The organism is Acinetobacter sp. YH12239 (assembly GCF_013417635.1).
Lineage (GTDB): Bacteria > Pseudomonadota > Gammaproteobacteria > Pseudomonadales > Moraxellaceae > Acinetobacter.
Genome location: NZ_VPDP01000050.1, coordinates 1 through 1,242, shown reverse-complemented (window position 1 = coordinate 1,242; position 1,242 = coordinate 1). Strand labels below are relative to the sequence as shown.

The window sequence follows — 1,242 nt, the reverse complement described above, 5'->3', positions numbered from 1 at the left end:
CTTGTATCTTGGAGCTTGTAGTGATTAGCTTCCACTATATGCAAATTGTAGAGTTTGTAATAGACCTAAGACTTTTAGTCTGTGAAAGAGATAAAACCTACAATTTGCCCTAACCACTTGCACAACTCTGGACGGTAACTAAGCACTTTGATGCTGTATTCACAAGAAAAGACGGTGGTTATGCTAAAACAATAATTGGATAAATAAAGCAGGTAAAGATTATGTTTTATCTTGGTATTGATGTTGCTAAAGCTAAAATTGATTGCTGTTTAATTTTAGAAAATTCTGCAAGTAAAAAGAAAACCAAAACTTTTTCAAATACACCAAAAGGTTTTGAGCAACTTCAAACCTGGCTAAAGCAGCATGCTGCAACTTCTACGCAGACCATTATCTTAATGGAAGCCACATCTATTTATCATGAACTCTTGGCTAAATATTTATTTGATGCGGACTATCAAGTCTGTGTAACCAATCCTGCCAGAGCTCGATATTTTGCTCAGAGTATGTCTAAGCTAAATAAAACAGACAAGGTGGATAGTGAAGTTCTAGCTCGATTTGCGATGACTGCCGATCTACATTTTTGGCAACCTTTACCCCAACCTATTCAATTTCTGAATGCTTTGCTAGATAGAAGAGCTGTGCTTTGTGAAGATTTACAACGTGAAAAGAATCGTTTGGAAAAAGCAGAGTCTACCTTCACGATGGAACCTGTACTTCAGTCTATCCATAAGAGTATTAGGCAGTTAAACAAGCACATTCAGGGTATCGACCAGCAAATTGATGCTCATATCGATCAGAATCCTGATTTAAGAAATGATAAAGAACTGCTCAGCAGTATTCCAGCTATTGCAGATCGAACCAGTTTATTAATGCTCAGTTTCTTGCGCAGCCATACTTTTGAAAGCGCTAGTCAAGCGGCCGCCTTTGTTGGCTTGGTCCCCATTCAAAAGCAATCAGGTAGCTCCATTCATGGCAGAAGCCGTTTATCCAAAGCGGGCTCTTCCAAAATACGTGCCGGTTTATATATGGCAGCCATTGTCGCAACTCGGCATAATCCCCACATTAGAGGGATGAATGAAAGATTATTGGCCAATGGTAAAACCAAAATGATGGCGATTGGAGCTGCGATGAGGAAGTTGGTTCATCTTTGTTATGGTGTACTCAAACACCAACAACCTTATCAAGCGGATTATTGAGCATGAATTCTCAATAATTTGCTTGACGTTTCAGACGGTATCTCTT

Annotated in this window: 1 protein-coding gene; it reads left to right on the top strand. The window is 39.0% G+C overall.

Annotated features, from left to right (window positions below; all coding sequences use genetic code 11):
• Positions 1–221: 221 nt before the first annotated feature.
• Positions 222–1,196 carry an IS110 family transposase gene (locus tag FTV17_RS15400; RefSeq protein WP_150378074.1) on the top strand — a complete coding sequence of 325 codons (975 nt, stop codon included), beginning with the start codon at positions 222–224 and terminating at the stop codon, positions 1,194–1,196.
• Positions 1,197–1,242: the final 46 nt, after the last annotated feature.

Excerpts from the sequence above, each read along its gene's own strand:
- FTV17_RS15400 (WP_150378074.1), top strand. The coding sequence starts at position 222 with ATGTTTTATCTTGGTATTGATGTTGCTAAAGCTAAAATTGATTGCTGT.